This window comes from Cupriavidus sp. UBA2010 (assembly GCF_002335265.1).
Lineage (GTDB): Bacteria > Pseudomonadota > Gammaproteobacteria > Burkholderiales > Burkholderiaceae > Cupriavidus > Cupriavidus metallidurans.
In genome coordinates this window covers 89,113-111,224 of sequence record NZ_DDCI01000016.1, presented here as the reverse complement: position 1 = coordinate 111,224, position 22,112 = coordinate 89,113, and the positions used below count along the sequence as shown (strand labels likewise).

Here is a 22,112-nt window from a genome sequence, read left to right as displayed (position 1 = left end):
CACATAACGTCTATTATGTTAAATAATTGATGGGCAGGTATTTGATCGAGGAAACTACGCAAATGGCTGCCTCTTCGGCAAGCCTAGCGATGGGCTTAGATTGAGGCCCCACTCACAATTACCGCGTTTTGTTGGGCACGGGTATCACCCGCAGACTGAGATCGGCCATGCTCACCCGATCCCGCAAATCGCCCGATTTGCCACAGAGCCACAGAGCCACAGAGCCGCAGAGCCGCAGAGCCACAGAGCCGCAGAGCCACAGAGCCACAGAGCCACAGAGCCACAGAGCCACAAAGCCACGTAGCGCGTCCGCGCACGTGAACTGCGCCGCCTCCATTGCACCTGCCCAGCGTGCGGCAGGTTTGGCATTGACTCGGCCACACTGACGCAGCGGGCCATGCCGGTGACAGTACGAAAGGATCTGCAGCGGCTTAGCTCCTTCGGCCACCTGCCACATGTGCGGCTTGGCCGCACGGGAGTTCGCATCGTCCCCGGCCGCGCGTGATGCCACGACTGACAGCAATTCCGAGACCGCTTCGGTCTGCGAGCGGCCCCCACCCTGCCCGACCGATCCGCACCACATCGGTGCTTGCTCGTTGGTATGAAGTTTGCGCACCTCCTCATTACCAATTCACAAAATAAAAATGACCCAGAGCAATTTTTCTCGTCGGGCGCCTTTGCGGCGCCCGACCACGCCAAAACTTGGCCTTCGCGCGGCGACACTTGGCGCCATTCCAGTGAGCGCCCTTGCAGGTGGCCTTCAGCAAGCCCAACAAGAGCTTCCGGCGATCACCGTCCAGGCGGCACGTTTCGATGTCGCGACTGCGGATACCGCCGTCTCCGCCAACCAGGGCTACGTCAGCCGCGAGCAACTCGCCAATCGCCCATTGTTACGTCCCGGCGAACTGCTGGAAACCGTCCCGGGACTGATCGTCACACAGCACAGCGGCGACGGAAAAGCGAACCAGTACTTCTTGCGTGGCTTTAACCTTGACCACGGCACTGACTTGTCCACGACCGTGGCAGGCATGCCGGTCAACATGCGTACCAACGCCCATGGCCAGGGGTACACCGATCTCAATTTCGTGATTCCCGAGTTAGTCAGCGGCATCGCCTACAAGAAGGGCACGTACTTTGCCGAAGAGGGAGACTTCTCGGCAGCGGGTGCCGTGAGCATGGACTATGTGTCGCAACTGCCGACCGGTCTCGCGCAGATCGAACTGGGCCAGCACGACTATCGTCGGGCGGTATTGGCCAACTCCCACCAGGTCGGCCCCGGCACCGCGCTCTATGGGCTGGAATGGCTGCAGGAGAATGGTCCGTGGGTGTTGCCGGAAGGCGTGCGCAAGCTCAATGGCATGTTCCGTTACACGCTGCCGCTCAGTGCCGGTGAGCGCGTCAGCATCACCGCCATGGGCTATCGCAATAGCTGGGACTCGACCGACCAAGTGCCGCAGCGCGCGATCAACGAAGGGCTGATCTCCCGCTTCGGGAATATCGATCCCACGGACGGTGGCTATGCGTCGCGCTACAGCCTGTCCGCCGACTGGTTCAGGCCCGTGCAATCGGGCTTGTTCAGGGCGAATGCCTATGTCATCAAGAGCCGGCTGCAACTGTTCTCGAATTTCACCTACGCGCTGAACAACCCGGAACGTGGCGACCAATTCCAGCAGTTCGAGAATCGCGTCACCGCAGGCGTCAACGCGTCGCGCCTCTGGTTCGGCAAGCTGGGCCCGCGCGACACCGAGACCGAGGTCGGCGCGCAGGTCCGATTCGACCGGCTGGGCCCTATCGCACTGGCCAATTCGGAAGAGCGGCAGATCTACGAAACGATTCGGACCGATACCGTCAACGAATCCAGTGCGGCGCTATATGTACGCAACACGACCGAATGGCTGCCTTGGCTGCGCACGATCGCGGGACTGCGGGCGGATCAGTTCTGGTACGGTGTTTCGAGCGACAATCCCGCCAACTCCGGAAACGGCACCGACCACATCGTCAGTCCCAAGTTCGGCGTCGTGATGTCTCCGGCCGACCAGACCGAAGTGTTCCTGAACTGGGGACGCGGTTATCACAGCAACGACGTACGCGGCGCCACCACCACGATTGACCCGTCCACGGGCGTACCGGTACAGAAGGTCAGCGTGCTCGTGCCGGCAACCGGCTACGAGATCGGCATCCGCACCCGGCGGCTCGCCCCTGCCCTGCAGTTGTCGGCCTCGCTCTGGCAACTCGACATCGGATCGGAACTGGTCTTCTCGGGCGACAGCGGCACGACAGAACCGAGCCGACCAAGCCGCCGCCGTGGGATTGAGCTGGCAGGCTACTATGCACCGCCCGACGGCCCGCTCGCCGGCTTGATCCTCGATGCGGACGCGGCTTTCTCGCGGGCACGCTTCCGCGATCACGAGGACATCGGCGATTACATTCCGGAATCGATCCAGACCACGGCGTCGGCCGGCGTGTCGTACAACACGGGACGCTGGTCGGTAGGCGCGCGGGCCCGCTACTTCGGCCCACGTCCGCTCATCGAGAACAACAGCGTGCGTTCCGCTTCCTCGTTTCTCGTCAACCTGAAGGTGGGCTATCGAGTACTGAAGGGCGTGCGGATTTTTGCCGAAGTTCTGAACGTGTTCGGCAAGCGGGTCAACGACATCGACTACTACTATGCTTCGCTGCTGAAGGGCGAGATGTCACCGCTCAACGCAGACGGCTCGCCTGCCGGGATCAACGATCACCATATCCACCCCGCCGAACCGAGGACGTTCCGGGTGGGCGTCTTGTGGAGTTTCTGAACATTGGACCTTTCGAGGCATGACGCAAGCGACGATTGACGGGTTCCGATTCCGTCCCGACTTCACCGCTCGTCATGCCATCAGAATGTGATCGGCAGCCGCACCGTGACTGTCAGGTCAGGGGTGTCGCGTGTCACGCCCGCGCCCACCGACAGGTTCAGCGTGTACCGGTTGTTGAAGCGATACGAGTAGCCCACCAGCAGCGTGCCCTGCGTGATACGCACCGATCCCGCGATGGTTTCTCCGTTCTGCTTGGTCGGCCAGATGATGCTCTGGTCGTAACCGATACTGAATGACGCGTTCTCATTGATCGCCAGACCCATGCCGAAGTTGAACTCGAACATGTCTCCGGGAGCGATCTTGCCAAGGAACTCCTGCTGGCCAGCAAGCACATTGCGGTAGACATTGTCACGCGCGAAGTTGTGCATGTAGCTGAAGCCGCCGAAGAGTACCGCCGGTTCGGTTGGAAACAACCACGTAATGCCGGGCTGGATCGCCTGGAAACCAGTTCCCGTTGGCATGCTCAGGGGTAGACCGGTGCCGGTGGCATTGCCCACGCAACGGGTCACGCAATCGGTGACCACCTGGAACGGATCCCTGCCGGTGTTCGACTTGTAGCGCAGCCAGCCGATGAAGTACGGCATCTTCTCGCTGCCGTAGTTGAGCTGGTAGCGAAGGGTCGCTTCCACATCGCCAAGGCCACTGCCATTGGCGGTGAAGGCGCTGTCGACAGCGGTCCCCGTGAAGACCTCGTGACTGATCGTGTTGCTGCTTGCGCTCACGTACGGCACCTTGGCTTCTATCTCGAGGCGCTTGGTGATGCCGTAGCGGAATGCGAACGCGCTGATGTAAGTGGACGTCCTGATGTCGCGCACATCGATCAAGCCGACCAGTATGGCGGGGATTACCGTGTAGCCTACCAGCGACACCGAGTCGCCGTACGAGTAGCTGTACTGGAAGCTCGGCTCGACGACAATTTTGCCGACTGGCGTGAGCACGCCTGGCTGGTCGAAGATCGGCGCGATCGCCGGCGGGCGCGTGTCGCGCTCTGGCGGATTGCCCACCGGCTGCTCGGCACCTGCTGCAGATTCGCCCTGCTGTTCGCCCAGGGCTGCCTGGCCCTGTTGCGTATCCTGTGGCGCAACGGCCTGTGGCGGCGTTTCGGATGGCGTCTGCTGGGCCTGCGCGGTGCTGTTGATCTGCGTGGCGCTGCTGGCTGCCGCAGCCGCTCGGGCGCCGGTCGCGGAATTGCCTGGCGTCGCGCCGGCGCCAACTTCTGCCTGGCCGCCGCGCTTATGCGCCAGCATCTCGTTGTCCACAGTGTTACGAAGTTCGCGAATGGTATCCGCCCGTTCGGTCAGCACTCGCTTCATGGCTTCGAGCTGCTTCGCCCGCTCGGCGATTTCCTTCTGTAGCGACTCAAGCTGCGCGGGGGTGGGAGCGTCATCAGGCGTCGTCTGCGCATGGGCCATGCCGCCTAGCAGCAACATCGTGGAGCAACTGGCAAAGCGAGTGCCCCACAGCGAGCGCTTCTTCATGACGTCCTTCTCCCAAGGGCCGACGCTCGGCTACCCGGATGCTCGAAATCGGCCCGGTCGATGTTCGCCTGGGCGCACCATGGCTTGGGGCGACTTCATTCCGGACGATATTTGGACAACCCTGCACCGAGGGAAAGTGGTCCATGCTCAATAGGAACGCAAACGTGCTCATGCTTGCGTTGACCGCCTTCGCGCTCTGGATGCTCTGGCTATTGAGATTATGCTGACGTACGTTGGACGGCAAGTTCGATACCGCACCTACGTAGTGACGATCTTGCCCGTGACTTGGCGGATCAAGGTGACAATCTGTCAACTGTTCAATGCCACCAGATCACCTTCCATATGTCTGCGCAAAAGATCATTAGGGAGGCGGAGGTATGCTGCCCAGACATCAGGTGGAGCCATACTCCTGGCAGTTCGGAATGCTACGGAGCCATCGCAAGGCTGCTGTCTCGCAATGTGAGACAGCTGATAGGGTTCGTGTGTGGGACCCACTGAACATGGAATCGCGACCATCGCCTGCAGGCGCGGACAATCAGAAGCTGGCAGTTACTGAGACCAATGCGACCCGTGGATCCGCTTGAGCCAGCCCTCCGTAGGCATCAACGGCGGCCCATCCTCGTCTTCCCAGAACGTTGCGAACGGCAAGACGCACCGTGGCGGGGTAGCGCGTGCCACTCACGCGATATCGCATTCCCAGGTCCCAGCGAGTCCATGATGGCACCTGCTGCGTATTCGCCGCATCCACATACTGCGCACCGTTGCTAGCCACGGCAGTGAGCAGCGTCAGGCCTGGTATCTGGCGGACATCCCATTCCGCGCCAAGATTGAGTTGCCATGATGGCACGCCGACCGGGGTCTTTCCAGACAGCGTTGGACTCCCCGAGATCGTCGCGTCGAGCCACATCGCACCGGCGTTGACGCGCACGCCGCGCAGCAACTCATGTTGTACGCCAAGCTCCAGTCCGCGGTTGCGCTGCTCGCCATCGGCCCCGAAATGCGCCCCGTTCAAGACACCAACAGGCCTGCTGATCAGGAAAGCACTGATGGTCGCCTCAAGGTCTCGCCGCGCGAGCCTGACCCCTGCCTCGTACTGGGTAGAACGGTAAGGTGCCATCACCTCACCTGCGTTTGCCGCGCTCGTCGGCGCGACATCTCCTTTGCTGAGTCCGTCAATGCGGTGCGCGTAGAGTGATACGGCCTGGTTCGGCTTGAACACAATACCGAGCAGAGGGGCTAACGCACCCGCATCGTAGTGCTCGATCACAACGCCTTCCGGGCTGAAGTTGTCGGAACGAATGCGCTGATAGCGAAATCCGGCCGTCAACTGCAAGGACTCATCCCTTGTCGATACCGTGTCGACAAGGGACAACCCAGTCAGGTACGTCGAGGACACCTTGGGGACGCTGACAGGATCGGCAATTGACTGCGGGGGTAGCTGCACGGGATCGTAGAGATTGGTAAGCGACGTGATCGCAGAGTTCACGAGTCCGCGATTGAGCCGGTCCCTGTAGCCGCTGGCCGACAGTGCAATACGATGTTTCGTGGGGCCGATGGCAAGCCGCCATCGCATACCGGCTTCGGCGCTAGTGCGTGCCACGTCGAATCGGTAGTTCGTATCGGATACGGATACGTCTCCCGCCTCGTTGATGATCGTTGGCGTGATGGCGAAAACGCGCGCCACACGTGTCCGGCCACCTCCGACGTGGGCGAACACCTGCGTGTTCTCGTCAACGTCGTAGGCAACCCGCGCCAATGTCGCGCCATCATGGATTTCCGAAGACTCCCATGGCTGGGATATGTTGCGATGGCCGTCCGGCGCCGCTGGCACGTCGATACCCGCAACGATATGCAGCAGCCGGAACGGCGCCGATATCCGCTCATACTGGGCGATGACATCGAGGCTCGCGCGCAACTGGCTGCCGCGATAGTCGAAAGCCAGCGCCCCCGAGCCGGCATCGCGATGCTGGTTGTCCAGAGCGGTATCACCACCGCGGTAGCCACCATTGAAGCGAATGCCGAACGCACGGTCGCCGCCGAGCCGTCTGCCCACATCGATGTTCGCGCCAAACTGGGACAACGAGCCATAGTCCGCAGCGGCCTCGGTCACGTCCGCGTCCCCTGCCCGCTTCGGCACGATGTTGATGGCGCCACCCACGCCGCCGCCAGGTGACATGCCGTAGAGCAGCGTCGCGGGGCCCTTGATCAGTTCCACCCGCTCGACGTACCCCGTCGCAACGCGATAGTTGGATGCGATGCCGTAGACGCCATCGAACGCAATTTCACCGAAGTTGCCGTTGCTGTACGGAAATCCGCGAATCGTGAAGGCGTCGAGAATGCCGCCCGGCTTGCTGACCGAGCGAACCGAAGCATCGTTCTCCACGACATCGGCCACGCTATACGCCTGCTGGTCCCGGATCTCGCGCGCGTCGAAAACCCGGGTACTGACTGGCGAGTCCATGCCGTTTATGCTTCCCAGGGCTCCCAGATTCACCGTGCCGGCGATTCCATGCCCGGCTTGCGCGCCCTGCGACACATCTGCGCGATAGGCCTGGCCGACTACGGTCACCGTGGGCAATGTCTGCGCGGCTTCCGCCTGCGTGTCGGCGGCAGAGGCCTTGCGTATCAGGTACCCTCCATCGCGCAGGTCGACGGCGTGGTAGCCAGTCTCGTGGAGCAGGATCCCGATGCCGTCGGCAATCATATGCTGCCCCGTCAGCCCCGCGCTGTGCAGCTTCCGCAGCGCGTCGGCATCGAAGGCCAGGTCCACCCTCGATGCCGTGGCGAACTGTATGAGCACCGCGTCCAGCGGCCCGGGTGGTATCGAGTAAGTGCGAGCCTCGGCCGCTGCCTCTTGCACGGAACCAGCGGCCGGACAGTCCTGGGCATCCAGGATGATAGCCGTCGCGAGAATGATCCCAACCAGGATCTGGCGGCAGCCTATCTGCATGGACCCTGCATCAGAAGTCCACCGTCACCGAGCCGAGGAACGTGCGCGGCGCGCCCTGCGAAATCGTGCTGTAGGAAGCCACGCCCGACCAGTAATGCTTGTCGAAGGCATTGATGACCGTGGCCCTGAACGTGGTGGTCTTGCCCGACACCTTCGTCCGGTAGCGAGCCCCAACGTCGACGGTGGTCCACGACGGCACCGACTGCGTGTTGGCCTGGTTGACGTAGGTGCGGCCCGTGTAGTTGAGCGCGCCAGTCAACGTCAGGCCCTGCAGCCACGGCAGGTCCCATTCGGCGCCAAGATTGGCCATGAAGTCCGGTACGCCCACCGGCCGGTTGCCCTGCGTCGCAGCGCTATTGGTCTTGGTCAGCTTGCCGTCCAGCCAGGTAATGCCGCCCAGCAGCCGAACCCGCCGCACCACTTCGCCAGAGACAGTCAGTTCCAGCCCTTGATTTCGTTGCTCGCTGTCCACGGCGTAAACCGTGCCGAACAACTGGCCGCTCGGCTTGGTCATGCGGAAGGCTGCCAGCGTGGCCATGATCGATCCGGCATCGACCTTGACGCCGACTTCCTGCTGCTTCGTCTTGTAGGGAGCGAATACCTGACCTGCATTCGAGGCACTGGCCGGCGCAATATCCCCCTTGCTCAGCCCCTCAACATAGTTCGCATAGAAGGAAACATTGCGCCATGGCCTGAAGACGATGCCCGCCAGCGGCGTCACAGCGTTCTCGTCATACGAGGACGACTTTGCGCCGGTTGCGGTGTTGTAGTTGTTCGACTCGACCTGTTGATACCGCAAGCCGAGCGTCAGCGCCACGCGATCATCCATGGTGCTGACCGTGTCGACCAGGGATACGCCGGAGAGCGTGGAATCCGACACCTTGGGAACAAAGCTCGGCGGCGCGATCGACTGCTCGGGGCTCACCACCGGGTTGTAGATATTCGAACGGACCGGCGTTCCCGCGACGTTGGCGTTGGCAATACGATCCGAGTAGAGATTGGCCTGCAATGCAAGTGCATGCTTGACCGGACCGGTGTCGAACTTCGCGCGCACGCCGGTATCGAACGACATCCGGTTGATCTGAAACCTCCAGTTTTGCACTGCGGCGGAAGTGTCGCCCGCCGCGTTGAGGATTGTCGGGGTCTGGTCCGAGAGTCGGGACACGTCAGACCGCGTCCCGCCGGCATCGGCATAGACAGTGACGTTGTCCGCCACGTCATATTCGACGCGCAACAGCGTCGAGACGTCGTTGGACTTCCACCATCCCCAAGGCTGGGTGACGTTACGCCGGCCATCGGGTGCCGCCGGCACTTCGATGCCAGGAGCCACCAGGAACGGGCGCGTCGGCGCATCGATCCACTGGTACTGCTCGATCAGGTCCAGCGATGCCCGCAGACGGTCGCCGTGATAGTCCAGCGATACGGCCGCCACCTCGCTGCGTGACTTCTGGTTGTCCAGCGGCGTGGGCCCCTGACGGTGCAAGCCATTGAAGCGAACGCCCCACTCCTTGTCGTCGCCCCAGCGACGGCTCAAGTCAACGGCCCCGCCCACTTGGGCGTCCGACGCATAGTCGAGTGTGAAGCGTGTCAGGTCCGTGGCGCCCGCCCGCTTGGGAACGAGGTTCACCACGCCCCCCACGCCGCTGTTGGGCGACATCCCGTAGAGCATGGCGGCCGGCCCCTTGAGGACCTCGACGCGCTCCATGTATTCAGGAAAGAGATGGTAGTTCGGCGAAACGCCATACACGCCGTCGAACGCGACTTCCGACAGGTTGCCTTCATTGATCGGGAAGCCGCGAATCATGAACGAGTCGGTGACGCCGCCAGTCTGCCCGGTGAAGCGAACCGAAGGGTCCGCGTTGAGCACATCAGCCAGGGTCACGGCCTGTTGGTCCTCGATGCGCTGGGCCGTGTAGCTGGTGGTGGAGAACGGCGTATCCAGGCTGTCACGGTTGCCGAGCATCCCGAGGCGGCCGCCGCGCGCGGTTTGCCCGCCTGCATAGGCTGCCGGGAGATCGGTGGCATCACTGGCGGCCACGGCGCTCACCGTCACTGCGGGAAGGGTGGTTTCCGGAGCCTTGTCCGTGGAAGTCTGCGCGGTGGCGTTGATCGACACGGCACCCGAGCCGACGGCAAGGCAGAGCATCGCCTGATGGAGTGCGGCAGCAAGTGGCTTGGGCGAAGGGAAGCATGCGGACTGGGTGCTGGTGCGGGATGACAGATGGCGGGATCGGTGTGACGACATGGTTGCGAAGTCCAGAGCGGATTGAAGAGGGTTCCTACAATCCAAGCCGGACAGGTCGCCCAATCCCCTCAATTCACCTCGATTTTTTTCACATCACCCTGTCTCAGGCATGCACCCTGGGCCCGACGCGAACCCAGTAGCGCGTGAAGTACGACACCCGGATTGGCAGCGCCTTCTCCAGGAAACGCAGCGTGCGATCCGTATCGTCGATGCGGTACGCACCCGAGATGACCAGATCCGCGACGGCGGGATCGCAATCGATGCGTCCGTGGCGATAGCGGGCAAGCTCCGCAAGCACGTCGGCCAGACGCATGTTGCTGCCGGAAAGCAGCCCGTTGGCCCAGCTGTCGGGCGACAGCGCGGCGGCATCGCTCAATGCGCTTGCCTCCTGCGTCATCGTCCAGGTCGTGCCGGGCGTGGCAACGGCTTGTGATTGCGCTTTGCCGTCGTGCAGCGCGACCGCGCCCTGCTGCACGCTGACACACGCGCGATCCGCTTCGAGCCGCACCGCGAAACGTGTCCCGAGCGCGCGCATCGCGCCGAACGGCGTTTGCACACGGAATGGCCGCGCTGCGCCGCCGTCGTGCCCGGTCGTGACCAGAATCTCGCCACGCCGAAGCAACACGTCTCGATGCTGGCCATCGAAGCGAACATCAAGGGCGGTCTCGGTATTGAGCACGACGACCGTGCCATCTTCCAGCGCCAGCCTGCGTTGTTCGCCCACGCCAGTACGCACGTCGGCGGCCCAGCTTCTCCATGGCGTTTCGCGATAGGCCATGGACAACCCAAGCATGGATACGCCACCCAGAGCCAGCAACTTGATCGCCTGGCGGCGGCCGCGAATGGTCTCGGCGTTGCGGAGCGTCTCCACAGCCAGCTTCGCCGGCACACGGGGGAATCCATCGCGTAGTGATTGGATGCGTTGCCATGCCAGCCGGTGCCGGGGATCCGCACCCTCCCAGACCAGAAAGCGCTGGCGCATCTCGTCGCTGGGTTCGTTGAACAGCAGGCGGACGGCCCAATCAATGGCCGCATCAATGACTTCTGACGGCAAATCGGCTTGCGAACTGGACATCTGTGCGCCCTGTGCTTGTGCCGGTTGCTAAGCGCCGAACTGCAACGCGTAGCATCGGCGCAGCGCCTGGCTGATGTACCGCTCGACGGTCGCCAGCGACATGCCAATGCGCTCCGCGATCTGCGGGCAAGTCAGGCCGTCAAGCTGCGCCAGCAGAAATGCCGTGCGCGCGTTCGGCTTCAACGTATCGAGCATCTGATCGATCTCGATCAACGTCTGCAGAAAGTGCAGACGGCTTTCGGGCGATGGCGAATGCGCTTCCGGCAACTGAGCCAGCGTCTCCAGCCACGCTTGCTCAAGTTCCCGCCGCCGCCAGAAATCGATGACCAGACCATTGGCAATGGTGCCCAGGTAGGTGCGCGGCTCGCGGATCTCGGCGACTTTCCTGTGAAGCACCCTGACGAATACGTCCTGGGCGATGTCCGCCGCATCGCATGCATTGCCGATCTTCCGCAACAGCCAGCCTTGCAGCCATGCGTGATGCCGGCTGTAAAGGACATCGACCTGCGAACGGGTACCTGGATCCATCGCGACTACCTCATCTCACCACAGCGGGTGTCATCAGGTCTTCCAGGACATACGCCGCCAACTGACGGCGCCCCGCTATGGCCGAGCGGATAAAGATCCCAAGCCTGATAGGCAGGAAAAACGGCAAGTAGAAGAGGCAACCTGGTGAACATAGACACTGCGGCGGGCACCGCCGTGCTGCACGGCGGTTCAGGAATTTCGAATTCGCATCAGATGCAAATGTAACTGATTCTCACTTACGAAGAAAGAACGTTACTAGAAACACCGCCACATGTGCCGCATACGGCATATTAGATGCCTGGGGCGTGACCAAACAAATGCCGCGCCAAGGCGAAACAGCACTGGCCACCGAATCGCACGCACTAGGTCGTCAAGGATTGGACACGGCACCGCATTGGCGTGGTGAAGCCAAGGTTCTACGCGCGCCTGATCGGCAGCGAAAAGACGTTTCCGGGCAAGACCCTGCCCCTCGACATCGTGCCAAGTGGCAAACCCCTGGAGTTTCGCGCGATCTTCAAGGACGCGCCGCTTTCCGGCGCGGATGTGAGGCGTTCGCACGCGAGGTCGTGCACGACCTCTGCGTCTGATAGCTGGAAAAGCCATCACGGGCCACTGGCGGGCAGGGGCTGGGGCCTCTCCTCCAAACATCGGAACCTGTCCGATAACCCGCGTGTGATCCGACGGTGTTCAGTCGAGCTGGATATGGGCGTCCTGCACGATCTTGGCCCACTTGGGCATATCACCCGAGACCACCGCCGCCAGTTCCTGCGGCGCCGACCCGACCGGTTGCAAGCCCATGCCCGCAAGCTTCTGGCTGATTTCAGGCAGCTTGACGATCCGCGCCACCTCGGTGGCCATACGGCTGGTCACGTCTTTCGGCGCATTGGCGGGCAGGAACAGGGCAAACCATCCGCTAGGCTCGAATCCCGGCAAGCCCTGCTCCGCGAACGTCGGCACATTCGGAATCGCCTTGTAGCGCTGGGTACCGGTGATGCCCAGGATCTTGAACTTGCCGCTGGTCAGGTACGGATACGCCGATGTCACATCGACGAAAGCCGAATCCACCTGGCCGCCGAGCAGATCGTTGAGCAAGGGCGCAGCCCCCTTGTACGGAATATGCGTCAGTTCGACGCCGGTCTGCTGTCGTAGGAGTTCGCCATGCAGATGCGACGAAGTCCCGTTGCCGTATGAGCCGTAACTGAGCTTGCCGGCCTTGGCCAGTGCGATGAACTCGCGTAGCGTGCTGGCCGGCACGCGGTTGGGCACGACAAACAGGTCGGACGATTTGGCAATCAGCGAGACCGGCGTGAAATCCTTGTTCACGTCATACGGCATACGCTTGTAAAGGCTGGGCGACTGGATCAGCGCGGTGATGGCCAGCAGCACCGTGTAGCCATCGGGCGCGGCCTTGGCCACGGTGTCGTTGCCCAGCATGCCGCTGGCGCCGGGCTTGTTGTCGACGACCACGGGCTGTCCCCAGGCTTCGGCCAGCCGCTGGCCGATCATGCGGCCCACAGTATCGGTGCCCCCGCCGGCCGGATACGGGACGATCAGCCGGATCGGCTTGTTCGGGTAGCTGGGCTGGGCCAGTGCCTGGCCAACGCCGCCCAGCATGGCGGCGCCCGCCAGGGTGCCGGCTTGCGCCAGCCAGGTTCGTCTGCTCGTTTGCATGAAGCTGTCTCTCTCAAGAACTGGATTCGGTACGCCGGATACGTCGGATGCGTCGGATACGCCGGAAACACCGGCCTCCCCCGCCGCCTATGCCCGCATGGCGTGTTCCTGCAGCGCGCGCCACTGGATCTTGCCGGTGGCCGATTTGGGCAGCGCGTCCACGAACTCGACGATGCGCGGCACCTTGTAGGCCGCCAGACGCTCGCGGCACCAGGCCATGATGCGTTCCGCATCGGCCTCCGGCGTGCCGCGCGATTCGGGGCGCAGCGCCACCACGGCCTTGACCGTTTCGCCGCGATGCTCATCGCGCGCGGCGATCACGCAGGCCTCGTGGATGGCCGGGTGGCCGTAGAGCAGGTTTTCCACCTCGGCCGGCCAGACCTTGAAGCCAGACGCGTTGATCATGCGCTTGAGGCGGTCGCGCATGAAGAAATAGCCCTCTTCATCCATGAAACCGAGGTCGCCGGTGCGTAGAAAGCGCTTGCCGGCGATTTCGATAAAAGATTCCGCATTGGCCTGCGGGTTGTTCCAGTAGCCCTGCATCACCTGACCACCGTGAACGACGATCTCGCCGATCTCGCCCTGCGGCAGCTCGGCGAGCGATTCGGGGTCCACCACGCGGGCATCCACGCCGAAGGTGGCGATGCCCAGGCATTCACGCTTGGGCTTCTGGCGCGGGTTGGACAGCAGGAACGACGCGGTCTCGGTCATGCCATAGGCCTCGACGTACGGCAGGCCGAAGCGCTCCTGCAACATGTTGGCCACCGCGTCGGGCATCGCCGCGCCACCGCCCCCCAGAAAAGCCAGGCTGGACAGGTCACGCCGGGCCACATCGGGCTGCGCGAAGAAGTCCACCAGCATGGCCGGCGGCGCGCCCCAGGCCGAGACGCGGTAGCGCTCGATCAGATCGGCGGCAAGCGCGCGGTCCCAGCGCGGCATCAGCACCACGGTGGCACCCAGGTAGATCGGCGAATGCATGCAGTTCTGCATGCCGAGCAGGTGGAACATCGGCGCCACCGCCAACACCACCGATTCCGGCGAACTGCTGCGCCAGACTTGCGAGCCCACCGCGGAACTCATCATGGTGCCGTGGGTATGCATGCAGCCCTTGGGATTGCCCGTGGTGCCCGACGTGTATGCCAGCATGCAGAGCGTGTCGTAGCCGGCCTCGTGCGCACGCGGACGCTGCCCGGCATTGCGCGCGGAGTCCCAGTCCACTGGCATGGCGCCACCTGGCGCCGCGCGCAGCGCGGGAGCAGGCTCGCGGAGCCAGGCCGGAACCGGCAGGCCACCATCGTCGCGCAGCATCCCCGCGTAGTGGTACGTGATCACGTGACGCAGCGCCTTGCCATGCAGCGGCGCGACGCGCTCATACAGTTCGCTGCCGCAGAACGCGGCCACCGCGCCGCTATCGGTAACCACATGCTCCAGTTCGGCTTCCAGCCACATCGGATTGGCTGGCACGACCACCGCCTCGGCACGCAGGATGGCGTAGTACGCCACGATGAACTGCGGGGCGTTCTGGCTGTAAAGCACTACCCTATCCCCGGGATGAATGCCGCAGCTTTGCTGCAGATAGCCGGCCATCCGTTCGACGTCATCCAGCAGTTCCGCATAGGAGATCGCGGTGCCGAAATACTGGATCGCCGTCTTTCCGGGATAGCGCCGCGCGGCCACTTCCAGGTTGTGGAACAGGCTGGTCTGCGGCACATGCAGCGTGCCAGGCAGGCCGGCAGGCCAGGCAGGAGAACGGTAAGGCTGGGATGTACTGGCGGACTTCATGTCAGGCAAAGGCTCAATCAAGACGAATGTTGTGGGTACGGATCACCTTGCCCCAGCGGGCATAGTCGGTCTGGACGGTCTGCGCAAAGGCATCGGGCGTGCTGCCGGTCAGGATCACGCCCATGTCGTTCATGCGCGAACGCACGGCGGGGTCTGCCAACACCTTGTTGACGTCGGCCGAGAACTTCTCGACGATCGGCCGCGGCGTGGCTGCGGGCAGCAGCAGGCCGAACCAGCCCAGCGAATCCATCCCGGAAACGCCGCTCTCCTTGAAGGTCGGCACATCAGGCAGTTGGGGCGAGCGCGACGCGCCGGTCACAGCAAGCGCGCGCAGACGCCCGGACGCGGCGTGGGGCTTGGCGCCCATCACCGAGATCACAGCGGCTGGCACTTGGCCACCGAGCAAGTCGTTCAACTCGGGCGCCTCGCCCTTGTAGGAGACGTGGATCATGTCGAGGTTGGCGGATTCGTTGAATATCTCGCCATAGAGGTGGCCGCTCGATCCCGTGCCATACGATCCGAAGGAGTAGTGCCTGGGCTTGGCGCGGACCAGCGCGATGAATTCCTTCAGGCTGGTGGCCGGCACCGCACTGCTGTTGATGGCAAACACCAGGTTGGTGGTGCCAAGCTCGGATACCGGCGCAAAGTCCTTGACCGGGTCAAACGGCGCCTTGGTATAGAGGCTCGGTGCCTGCACGAGCGTGGTGATGGTCAGCAGCGCGGTGTAGCCGTCCGGCTCCGCGCGGGCTACGGCCTCGGCGCCGATCATGCCGCTGGCACCGGGGCGGTTTTCCACCACGACCGGGCGCCTCCAGATCTTGCCGAGGCCATCGGCAATTGCCCGCGCCAGCACGTCGGTAGCCCCGCCGGCCGGGTACGGCACCACAAGGCGCACCGATTTCGACGGGAAGGCCCCTTGGGCCATGGCGGTACCGGCGCCGGATAGGCCAGCAACAGCACCCGCCAGCGCCAGCGCTCCGGTGCCAAGACGCAGCAATGCACTCCGGCGATTTGCCAGCATGTGGTTGTCTCCTTTCTTGTTGTCCTTTTTTTCCCGGGTCGCTGCCGAGTCCGGCGTTGCCGGCGGCGATCCGCCCGGCTCCGGACTTCTGCATAGTGAGAGAGTGCGTGATCCGGCACGGTCTGGACAATGACCAGACAACCCAAAATCATTGGCCGAATCGTTCAGACGGAAGGCAGGCTTTGGCAAATCCCGATTGTGTGTCGCGAACCGGGCGCGGTAAGGTCCGCATCAGCCCGGCATGCCGCCATTGCGCGCGGCAGGGTTCCGGAGCTGCCCTACACGACGAGGAGACTCATGCACATCGTTGCCACTCCCGCTCACCGGCACCCCGTGCCGGGCAAGCAGCGCAGCACCGCTGTACCGGGTCCGGCATTGGCTGGCACTACTGGCACCACCATCGCCCCGCTTGCGACAACGGCAACGCCAGCGCCGGCCCGCCATACCATCGCCATCCATCATGTCGACCAGATCCTGCTCGGGGTGCGCCGACTGGGATTCGACATCGATGCCGTGCTGCGGCGTGCTGCGATCTCTCCGGCGCTGCTGGCATCGCCGAACGCGCGCGTGACCCAGGACCAGTACGCCGCGCTGATCCGTACGCTGCGCCGCACCACGCGCGACGAACTGTGGGGCCTGCTTAGCCGCCCCGTACCTCCCGGCGTCTTCGCCCATGCGGCCGGCGCGATGGTCCACAGCGCCACCCTGGAAGAGGCCATCCAGGCCGGGTTGCGCCAGTACCGGCTGCATCTCGACGAATTCACGCCACGGCTGCACCTCAGCCCCGACGGCAAGACGGCTTCACTGATATTGCACGGGCATGCGCCAGCCACGCCGTGCCAGATCTTCGCCAAGTCGACCTTCGCGTTCCATGCTTACGGCCTGATCAACTGGCTGGTGGCGCGGCGCGTGCCCCTGTCGCATGTCGATCTGGGTTCGGGCCCGCCCCAGGCGCTGACGGACACCGAGCGTATCTTCAATACGACGGTCCGATACGGGCAGTCCTGCACGGCCCTGCACTTCGATGCTGCCTGGCTGCGGCTGCCGGTGATGCAGGATCCCGCCGGCCTGCGCGAATTCCTGCTCGAGACCCCGCACAAGCTGCTGGTGCGTTATCGCGACAATAGCTGCCTGGCGGAACGCATCCGGCTGCACCTGCGCTCCCACCTGGATGACGAGCTGCCGTCGCTGGAGCAGATGGCGCAGATGCTGCGCCTGACACCGCAAACCCTGAGCCGTCGCTTGCGCGATGAAGGCCGCGGTTACCAGAACATCAAGGACAACCTGCGCCGCGACGCGGCGATCGGCATGCTCGAGCACTCATGCCTGTCGCTGCAACAGGTGGCGCTGAGGCTGGGCTTTTCCGAGCTGAGCACCTTCCACCGCGCATTCAAGAAATGGACCGGCGTCGCGCCCGGCGAGTACCGGCAGCGCGGCATGCAACCTATCTCGCCCATCCAGGACGATAGCCCTCGGCAAAGTGCCTGATTTCCTTGCTGAACTCGGCACAGACATGCGTCATCAGGTCCATCGAGCGATAGACCAGGTAGACGTTGAAGTCCGGCAGTTCGTCCTCCATCGGTAGCACCTCCAGCGAACCGGGGTCCATGCGCAACGGCCCGCCAGTGCCCCGGAAAACGAAGTCTGACCACATGCTGATGAGGTCAGTCTTGGTAGCCAGTTGCAGCCCCAGCAGATTGGATGCGCTCTGCACGATCCGGCGCGGTATTTCCAGTCGGTGCAACCGCATCAGGCTCGAAATCGGGCTGCCGGGGTCATCGAGCGGGTCCAGCACCAGCCAGTCGGCATCCAGCAGCGGACGCAGCCGGCGGACACGTCGCAGTGGATGGCCCGGCCGCACGGCCAGACGCATCGGCACCGAGAACAAGGACTCCCACTGGAGTCCGCCCGCTCCCGGCCCGCTATTGGTGGAGATCAGCCCGAGATCGAGCCGCCCTTCCCGCAGCCCTTCCTGAATCTGCTGCGGGCGCTGCTCGAAGCCACGCAAGGCGACATTGGGGAAGCGCTTGCGCAGCGCCGCCATGGCATCAGGCAGCGGGCCACTGGAGGCCACGGCGGTAAACCCGATGTTGAGTTCGGCTTCCGCGTGGCCGCGTATGGATTCGATGTCTTCCAGCGCGTGCCGCAGTTCCTGTTCGACCACGGTGGCGCGCTTGACCAGCGCCATCCCATACGCAGTCAGACTCACACCGCGCACGGAGCGGGACAGCAGCGTGACGCCAAGTTCTCGCTCCAGTTCAGCGATGGCCTTCGATAGCGCGGGCTGCGAAATATGCAGCCCGCGTGACGCCTCATGGATGCTGCCGTGCTGCGCCACGGCCAGCAGAATGCGCAGTTGATGTAGCTTCACGTTCGACTGGTCCCCCTCTTCTCCGCGCCCGCCGCGGCGCCCCGACCGGACCATGCCCGCATCAGGTGCGCATCAGGTGCTTCGCGCGCCTGTGCGGTGCACCATGCGTCCGGTCTCTCGCGCCAGCACTTCCGGGCTTTCCCCGATAGCCGGTGAACACTGGTTATGGCGGTGATTCTATTTGGTTATCGGGATGAATATTTGCGATTTTGTAGGTTCGCGACTTCCCCGAATACTTCATCGCCAAGGGTTCCTGAACAGAAGCCCGTCCCCCACCTTCGGAGACCACCGATGAATGACGCCACCCTGCAGCCGGCTCTTGCCCCCGCACCGGCTGCCGCCGAGCCACGACGAACCAGCCAGGCCCGGTTGATCGCCGCCTGCTCCATCGGCAATGCGCTGGAAATGTATGACTTCACCGTCTACAGCTTCTTCGCGCTCATGATCGGCAAGCTGTTCTTCCCCTCCGAGAGTGCCTACGGTTCGCTGCTGCTGGCCGTGGCAACGTTCGGTATCGGCTTTGTGATGCGGCCTCTGGGCGGCTTCGTGATCGGCAACTATGCCGACCGCCACGGACGCAAGGCTGCCATGACGCTGACCATCGGCCTAATGGTGGTTGGAACGCTTTGTCTGGCGGTGGCCCCGACGTACGCCACGGCGGGCCTGCTTGGCCCGCTGATCATTCTGGCGGGGCGTCTGCTTCAGGGCTTCTCGCTGGGCGGCGAGATCGGTGCCTCCACCGCCATGCTGATGGAGGCCGGCGGTATCCGCGGGCGTGGATTTCGTGTGAGCTGGCAGCTTGGCAGCCAGGGCATCGCCGCCCTGTGCGGCGCGCTGACGGCGGCGGTGCTGTACGGCAGCCTGTCGCCGGAAGCGCTGCAGAGCTGGGGATGGCGCGTGCCGTTCTTCCTGGGCTTGCTGATTGCGCCCGTAGGCTTTTACATCCGATCGCATCTGGACGAAACGCACACGGCCGAGACCCATGCGCCAAGCCCGCTCGGCACGCTGTTCCGCGAGCACGGCACCCTGGTGGCCAAAGGCGTCCTCACCATCATCGGCGGCACCGTCGGCACGTATCTGGTGATCTATTTCATGCCGACCTACATGATCCGGGAACTGCATCTCCCGGCCTCGCTATCGCTGCTGGCCGGCTGCGTCACGGGTCTGACCAGCTTTGCCGCGTCGCTCTGCTCCGGCTGGCTGGCCGACCGCCTCCAGCGCCGCAAGCCGCTGGTGGTCGCCGCCATCCTGTTCACCGTGGTGGCCCTTTATCCGGCCTTCTGGCTGATGACGCACTACCCCAGCGTGCCGCTGGTGCTGTCGCTCTCCGCGCTGCTGACCGCGAGCCTGTATCTGGGAACGACGCCACTGCTGCTCATGATGATGGAGATGCTGCCGATCAAGGTACGGGCCAGCGGCCTGTCGGTGATCTACGCCATCGGCGTCACGGTGTTCGGCGGCTCATGCCAGTTCGTCGTCACCTGGCTGCTGGCCCGCACCGGCAATCCGCTGTCCCCAGCGTTCTACATGATGGCCTGCAGCGCCGTGACATTGCTGACCGTGCTGACCCTGCGCGAAGTGCGCGAAACCCACTGACCCGCCAGCATCTGCCAGCACCCGCTAGCCGCCGATTGCCCCCTTTCCCCGCAAGGAACCCTGACATGACCAAAGCGCCCACGCTCCAGCCCTTTCAACTGCTGCCCCATCTGCTGCCTCCGGTCGACATCGACGCCGAGACCTTCGTCAACATCCGTCGTCAGATTCACGCCCAGCCCGAACTCGGCTTCGAAGTCGGCGCCACCAGCACGCTGGTGACGCACCTGCTGCAGAGCTGGGGCTATGACGTCCACACGGGTATCGGCAAGAGCGGAGTGGTTGGCCAGTTGAAACTAGGCAACGGCACGCGCCGGCTGGGCATTCGCGCCGACATGGACGCGCTGCCCATCGTCGAAGCCACCGACCTGCCCTATGCCAGCCGCAACCACGGCAAGATGCACGCCTGCGGGCACGACGGCCATACCGCCATCCTGCTGGCGGCGGCGAAGGCGCTGGCCGACAGCCGCAGCTTCGACGGCACGCTCAACCTGATTTTCCAGCCTGACGAAGAGAACCTCTGCGGCGCGCGCGCGATGATCGACGATGGGCTCTTCGAGCGCTTCCCCTGCGATGCGGTTTTCGCGCTCCACAATATGCCGGGCGTGCCGGCGGGCAGTTTCCGTGTGTTGCCAGGGCCGGTCAGCCTGTCTTCCGACGTGGCCGACATCACCATCAAGGGCGTGGGCGGGCATGGGGCGATGCCGCACCGCGCGCGTGATCCGATTGCAGCATCCGCCGCGATCGTGACGGCGCTGCAAACCGTGGTAGCCCGCAATGTGGCGCCAGACGACACCGCCGTCGTGTCGATCGGTTTCATTCGTGGCGGCGCCACGCACAACGTGATCCCCGAATCGGTAGCCCTGGGCGTCAACGTGCGCGCGGCGCGCGCGGAAACCCGGGCGATGGTGGAGCAGCGCATCCGCGAGATCGTCAGCTTGACCGCGCAGGCCCACGGCGTCGAGGCACACATCGACTACCGCCAGCTCACCCCGCCCATGGTCAATACCGAAGCCGAAACCCGACTGGCGCAGCGGATCTGCACCGATCTCGTGGGGGCGGAGAACGTCGTCACGCAAGCCCCGAAGGGACTCAACGGCAGCGAGGATTTCGCCTGGATGCTCAATAAAGTCCCGGGCTGCTACCTGATCCTCGGCAACGGCGAAGGCGAATTCGGCGGCTGCATGGTGCATAACCCCGGCTACGACTTCAACGATCAGGTGCTGCCGCTTGGTGCGGCCTGCTGGGTACGGCTGGCGCAGACGTACCTGACAGCCTGACTGCCTGAGCCCCGATCCGGTCGCCGCCGCCGGCCCCGTCGGCGGCTAGTCCTTCGCCAGCTTTGCCGGGCGCATGGTCGCGCTTTCCAGCAACTGTTCGTGGACGAAGGAGCGCAGCAGCAGCGCCTCGCGTTCGCCATAGCCGTCAAACGCCACGCCGACGCTGTGGTACGGCGCGGCGGCGCCAGCATTCGGGTCCTGCCGCGTCCAGCCCTCCAATGAGAAAGCCGACTTGATCCCACCGGTGCGCAGCGTGAACGCCAGCCGCACCTGCAAGCCCGGCGCGGTCAGCGCGTCGTTGGCCGTGGAAACCGACACGCCGCCGGTACTCAGGTCCGTGATCAGCACGGTCTGAGGGGCGTCGGCACCATCCACACGGGACATTCGTCCCACCAGCCGGACCGGCACGCGGATGCTGCCACGCATTTCACGGGCATCGACATGGCTGATGTCCGTCAGCATCCAATAAGGGAACGGCGTGCGCGAAGTCGCCCGGACACGTGCCGAAAAGCTGTGGATGCTGGTGCCCGTGAAACCACGGACCAGCACCAGATCGCCGTCGCAGGGCTCCGCAGACGTGCCGGCCAGGCCTGGCCACGCCACGAACACGGCGTCATCGTTGAAGCCGATCAAGCGGCTCACCCAGGCGCGCTCCAGATCGCCCGGTCGCTTGACGTGCAGCAGCGTGCCGACCAGCAGCCCGTAACCGCCGGCCCATGGGGGCGATGGCTCGTCCGGCCTGAGCGGCGCCATGTCGTCCGCCCAGAAACAACGTCCCGCCTGCAGCACGAGCGCAACTTCGTCCCCGGTCTGGAAGACGGTTCCCTCATCCGCCACGGGAAAGCCCAGTTCATCGACCAATGCCGACTTCAGTGGCTGTCCCAGCTCGATCTCATTTGCCAGAATTTCCCTTCGCATTGCAGTCTGCCCTTGATTCTTCCCTGGTCGTGCCTGTTGGCCCTTACTCTACCGCCGTATCTGTTGCAAGCGTTCGAGTGCCTTGTGCGAATTACCAATCAATCACCTTTGGACAAGCGTCAATGTGCGCTGTTATATTGCCTGAGCCGATTTTGTCTCGGTTTCATGCATGTGAGCGACGCTATCCATGACCTCTGAACTGTCCACGTCTACAACCGGTCCCCGGTATTCCGCTCGCCAGTTTCCTGAATTTGCTGATCCATCAGCCCATCGGCTTCCCGAGTGATGCGGATGCCCGGTGCCTTTTCCCCGAAAACCGTTGCCCGGCTTGGACTTCGGGCTCGC

General features: G+C 63.7%; 14 protein-coding genes. 4 read left to right on the top strand and 10 right to left on the bottom strand.

Annotated features, from left to right (window positions below):
- Positions 1–737 precede the first annotated feature (737 nt).
- Positions 738–2,795: a TonB-dependent receptor gene (locus tag B2246_RS12645; RefSeq protein WP_286881397.1), complete on the top strand. Its 2,058-nt coding sequence runs from the start codon at positions 738–740 to the stop codon at positions 2,793–2,795.
- 80 nt (positions 2,796–2,875) lie between these two features.
- Here the strand turns inward: B2246_RS12645 and B2246_RS12640 are convergent, their stop codons facing one another.
- The 8 genes from B2246_RS12640 to B2246_RS12605 form a co-directional block, all read right to left on the bottom strand.
- A complete protein-coding gene (locus tag B2246_RS12640) occupies positions 2,876–4,333 on the bottom strand; it encodes a hypothetical protein (RefSeq protein WP_008643868.1) in 1,458 nt (485 codons plus the stop codon).
- 535 nt (positions 4,334–4,868) lie between these two features.
- The gene (locus tag B2246_RS12635) at positions 4,869–7,283 is read right to left on the bottom strand and encodes a TonB-dependent receptor (RefSeq protein ID WP_008643870.1); all 2,415 of its coding nucleotides are present in this window, start codon (positions 7,281–7,283) and stop codon (positions 4,869–4,871) included.
- A 10-nt stretch (positions 7,284–7,293) separates the two neighbouring features.
- Positions 7,294–9,528, bottom strand: a complete 2,235-nt coding sequence (locus tag B2246_RS12630; RefSeq protein WP_286881400.1) for a TonB-dependent receptor — start codon at positions 9,526–9,528, stop codon at positions 7,294–7,296.
- A 103-nt stretch (positions 9,529–9,631) separates the two neighbouring features.
- Entirely contained in the window at positions 9,632–10,603 is a 972-nt protein-coding gene (locus B2246_RS12625) for a FecR domain-containing protein (RefSeq protein ID WP_008643874.1), read from the bottom strand.
- Positions 10,604–10,630: 27 nt separating this feature from the next.
- Positions 10,631–11,131, bottom strand: coding sequence for a sigma-70 family RNA polymerase sigma factor (locus B2246_RS12620; RefSeq protein ID WP_035884603.1), 501 nt, complete (start codon positions 11,129–11,131; stop codon positions 10,631–10,633).
- Between the two features lie 687 nt (positions 11,132–11,818).
- Entirely contained in the window at positions 11,819–12,802 is a 984-nt protein-coding gene (locus B2246_RS12615) for a Bug family tripartite tricarboxylate transporter substrate binding protein (RefSeq protein WP_286881402.1), read from the bottom strand.
- An 87-nt stretch (positions 12,803–12,889) separates the two neighbouring features.
- Entirely contained in the window at positions 12,890–14,584 is a 1,695-nt protein-coding gene (locus B2246_RS12610; RefSeq protein ID WP_286881403.1) for a long-chain fatty acid--CoA ligase, read from the bottom strand.
- 13 nt (positions 14,585–14,597) lie between these two features.
- The gene (locus B2246_RS12605; RefSeq protein WP_286881405.1) at positions 14,598–15,605 is read right to left on the bottom strand and encodes a tripartite tricarboxylate transporter substrate binding protein; all 1,008 of its coding nucleotides are present in this window, start codon (positions 15,603–15,605) and stop codon (positions 14,598–14,600) included.
- 297 nt (positions 15,606–15,902) lie between these two features.
- Between B2246_RS12605 and B2246_RS12600 the strand changes: the two genes are divergently transcribed.
- Positions 15,903–17,093, top strand: coding sequence for an AraC family transcriptional regulator (locus B2246_RS12600; protein WP_286881407.1), 1,191 nt, complete (start codon positions 15,903–15,905; stop codon positions 17,091–17,093).
- On the opposite strand, the gene B2246_RS12595 is transcribed toward B2246_RS12600, so the two are convergent.
- Entirely contained in the window at positions 17,050–17,976 is a 927-nt protein-coding gene (locus B2246_RS12595) for a LysR family transcriptional regulator (RefSeq protein WP_017513732.1), read from the bottom strand. The two genes, B2246_RS12600 and B2246_RS12595, sit on opposite strands and share 44 nt — an antisense overlap.
- A 291-nt stretch (positions 17,977–18,267) precedes the next feature.
- On the opposite strand from B2246_RS12595, the gene B2246_RS12590 reads away from it, so the two are divergent.
- Together B2246_RS12590 and B2246_RS12585 are read left to right on the top strand one after the other, a co-directional pair.
- The gene (locus B2246_RS12590) at positions 18,268–19,572 is read left to right on the top strand and encodes an MFS transporter (protein ID WP_008643885.1); all 1,305 of its coding nucleotides are present in this window, start codon (positions 18,268–18,270) and stop codon (positions 19,570–19,572) included.
- Between the two features lie 65 nt (positions 19,573–19,637).
- Positions 19,638–20,849, top strand: a complete 1,212-nt coding sequence (locus B2246_RS12585; RefSeq protein ID WP_286881411.1) for a M20 aminoacylase family protein — start codon at positions 19,638–19,640, stop codon at positions 20,847–20,849.
- A gap of 45 nt (positions 20,850–20,894) precedes the next feature.
- Here the strand turns inward: B2246_RS12585 and B2246_RS12580 are convergent, their stop codons facing one another.
- The gene (locus B2246_RS12580; protein ID WP_008643888.1) at positions 20,895–21,767 is read right to left on the bottom strand and encodes a flagellar brake domain-containing protein; all 873 of its coding nucleotides are present in this window, start codon (positions 21,765–21,767) and stop codon (positions 20,895–20,897) included.
- Positions 21,768–22,112: the final 345 nt, after the last annotated feature.